The 3,610-nt window shown below is 35.5% G+C and carries 2 protein-coding genes; one reads left to right on the top strand and one right to left on the bottom strand.

Annotated elements, in window-relative coordinates; genetic code table 11:
* Nucleotides 1-742: 742 nt before the first annotated feature.
* Nucleotides 743-2,749: a hypothetical protein gene (locus tag ACT8YW_RS22390; protein ID WP_444107196.1), complete on the bottom strand. Its 2,007-nt coding sequence runs from the start codon at nucleotides 2,747-2,749 to the stop codon at nucleotides 743-745.
* 205 nt (nucleotides 2,750-2,954) lie between these two features.
* Between ACT8YW_RS22390 and ACT8YW_RS22385 the strand changes: the two genes are divergently transcribed.
* On the top strand, nucleotides 2,955-3,610 hold a 656-nt coding region (locus ACT8YW_RS22385; protein WP_444107195.1), incomplete at its 3' end, for a P-type ATPase.

Genomic DNA, 3,610 nt, shown 5'->3' with positions numbered 1-3,610 from the left:
CATTAACGTGCCTATGTAGTTGCCCTTGAGTGCCAGTATAGTTCTACTAAAGTACCGCTATCTTTACTTTGTCACGGCTGTGGTGACTTCTTCCCACAGCCGTGACGAGTTCCTACCACGGCCGTGGAAAGATCTTGTCACGGCCGTGGAGAGTTAACAATACTGATGCTTTAATGTAACAATACCTACTTGTTAAGTGAAAGATACCGGCTATATAACATTCATTTAATAGGAGGGTTTATTTTAAAAAGCTGCTTTCTATGTGAATGGTATTGTTGCTGCAAGCGATGATGTCCTTCGGGTGCATCCTGCCCCAAAGCAATCAAAGAACAGACTGACAATAAAAGTTCTAATTTTTTATTGTCAGCTATTGTCATGGCTTATTGTCAGCATGTAAACCGATGATAATCATTATACTATCGGGGAAAAACTTTGGTTGACAATAAGAACCATTTATATGTAATGAAAATATTAGCTACGGTTGGAAAAAAGGAAGCCTTGCTTAATATATTAAGCATGTTTTTGCTATATTTTTGCAATATAAAGAGTATATAATAAAGGTAATTATAGCCGAGCGTCAGCAAGAAATGAAGAAAGGACAATTTCAGGGAATGAATTGGATATAGAAGTAGTGCCTGTTTGGAAATGGTTGTTGCGCTAGTGAAACCTATCGCAGCTATTCAAACAGGTATTACTCCATTGTATAAGATATGTTGAGAAATTATTTATCCATTAAAAATGATTATTCCTCTATGCGTTTACATGTTATTACTCTGAAAGCTGTTTCTTCAGGTATCGTATTGATTGGATAACTGAATACTAATTTTTCAGATGTAACATCTCCGATTAACGCATCAATAGTTGCCGGACTATTATTCATCGGGATTCCCTCTGTTCTGACAATATTTATCATCAATTGCTTATCGTTTTTTATCCAATTGAATAATATTTTGGCTTCAGGATGCCAATCGGCATCAGGATCCTCGGTCCCATTATCCGCATCACCGTAATGCATCCCAGTTTGAACACCAGATTTATCCGACTTAAACTCGAATGTTCCAGGATGTTTGCAATGGTAAATAACTTGGTTGCCATCACTATTGTTAATATAAGTATCAATTTGTGTTATGACTTGCCATTTTCCAACTAAAATCTCATATTCAGCACGGTCGTCAGATACCATTGTTTTATCATATATTTTGAATAGCGGGCGGACATAATAATTTTTTCCCTCTTCTAAATTTTCTATCTCAAATTTAAACGCTCGTTTTCCGACTTCCATATCACTTTTCACGTAATAACTATCTTTCAATACCATGCGGATTGGCTGATCATTCTCATCATCTAAATCATATAAGGCGTATCCCATCTGTGCAGATTCTGTGAAAAGATACCCTGAACATTGATAAGAAAATGTCGCTTTATGCTGCTTATGCTGTACATCAAAATTTAAATCTTCAAAAGCAGGTAAAAGTTTTCGTTTCAGAAGTTCTATTTCAGGGATTATAGGTTCCTCCCAACTACCTTTAATTTCTATTTCCTTTTTCTTATCCTCATCCTTTTCCTTATCATTAGAATCTTCTTTTTTCTTTGTTATTAAATTGCAAACAGCTTCGGCATATACACAAACCTTAAAGATGCAAGATAATTCATTTTCATTTAATGAAGCGTATGCTTCTCCATTCTGCAATGAAGCATTACTAAAGTAGTTAAGCCTGAATTTTGCCTTTTCTGTAAATATTAGACGAGTTCCTAACTCAATACGTATATTTTCATAATTAAAAAGACGAGCCTGAAATGCAAGAGCTAAACTTTCATTTAACTCCGCCTCCATTTCAATGCCATTCAATTTGAAGTCTAACAATGGCCATGCGGGGTTTTCTAAGCCGCAACCAAATTGTCCTTGATTATATTGTATGTATGGTTGCATTCGAGAATTAGCCGTTAATGATGCGCTTAATGAAACCTTACCGTTGCCATCCAATTGGGCATACACCACAATGACTGGAGTAATTACAACATTGGCAGGAATTACTCTTATTATAAATTCGCCTATTTTCTTAGGAGGTGTAGCTGTTGCCGTTTTCTTAAATTCAACTTCTTTTGTAAACGAAACGTTCAATTTACTTTTTATCTCATAATCTAAGTCAACTCGAAAATTATGAATATCTCCACCTGAAAAAAGTATTTTAGCTTTCATGTCAAAAGGACCTTCCACAGACCAACCATCTCCTTTAAGTTTAATATTGACTTCTGTCCCGAGTTCTATTCCTTTTGTTATAGGATTTATTGCATAATGTTTTTGTACTACAGCTTCTTCTCCGTCTGACTGGACAAACCCTGTAATATAATCAGCTATGTCAAAAGTTTGATCAGGAAGTGATGTAAAAGCTTCACAGAGTGGAACCCATTCTGTACTTACAACAAAATGATCATTTTCTTTATTCACTTGTGCTACCTTTCCATAAAAGCCTGAAGGAAATTTATCTGAAAGTTCATTTTCAAGGATAATCTCTCCCGTAGTTGGCAATAGTTCAGTAGGCGTATTAGCATTAAAATATAATACTCCTTCATTACTATCAATAATATGTTCCTTCTGATTACTTGTGAGACAAACGACATCGTCAGTTACCCACTCTTTTAGATTATCAGGAACAGATGGATTGGTTTTATTTTCCGGAACATCCTCATCTTTACCACATCCTGACAACAAAAATAAAAATAAAAACAGAAAAATGTATTGTTTCATATATAAATGATTGAAGTACAAAGATATGATAAAATAAACAAATAATTTATCCTTTATTTCTTATATATGAAATGAATAGCAAATAAGGGAGATTAAATGTTTAAAAAACGAGATTATTTGGCTGTTTTTTATTTGAAATCACTTTTGCAACTTAGTTGCACAAATCATTCGCTACCTTTGTATCAGAAATAAAGGATGAATAAGTATGGGACATTGTAGTTGTTGCACACATACACATGAATGTGCAACCGAAAAATATGAAGATAAAAAGAAAACGATATTCCATGAATATTGGAAAGTAGGACTTTCGTTTATCTTGTTGATAAGCGGTATTGTGATGAGTGTGACGGATTTAGCTTTCTTTCGTGAAAGACCAGTCGCTTTAGTTTGGTATTTATTAGCTTATATCCCGGTTGGAATACCAGTATTGAAAGAGGCTTGGGAAAACATGAAGGAACGTGACTATTTCAGTGAGTTTACTTTAATGATTATTGCTACTCTGGGAGCTTTCTATATTGGCGAATATCCGGAAGGCGTAGCTGTGATGTTATTTTATACAGTAGGAGAACTGTTCCAGAATAAAGCGGTAGATAAAGCCAAACGTAATATCGGAGCCTTATTGGACGTAAGACCTGAAAAAGCGTTGGTACTTAGAGAGGGTAATCTTGTTATTGAAAGCCCTAAAAAGATAAAAGTCGGTGAAGTTATAGAAATAAAGGCAGGTGAGCGGGTGCCACTCGATGGAACCATGCAGAATGAGGTTGCCGCTTTTAATACAGCCGCATTAACGGGCGAAAGCGTGCCTTGTAATATTCGGAAAGGGGAGGAAGTGCTTGCCGGAATGATTGTAACCGACAAGGT

Origin of the sequence: Bacteroides sp. (assembly GCF_052357945.1) — a bacterium.
Classification (GTDB): Bacteria; Bacteroidota; Bacteroidia; order Bacteroidales; family Bacteroidaceae; genus Bacteroides.
Note: the sequence above shows the minus strand (reverse complement) of the source record. Positions and strands in the feature narration are given on the sequence as shown.

Excerpts from the sequence above, each read along its gene's own strand:
- ACT8YW_RS22390 (WP_444107196.1), bottom strand. The coding sequence starts at position 2,749 with ATGAAACAATACATTTTTCTGTTTTTATTTTTATTTTTGTTGTCAGGA.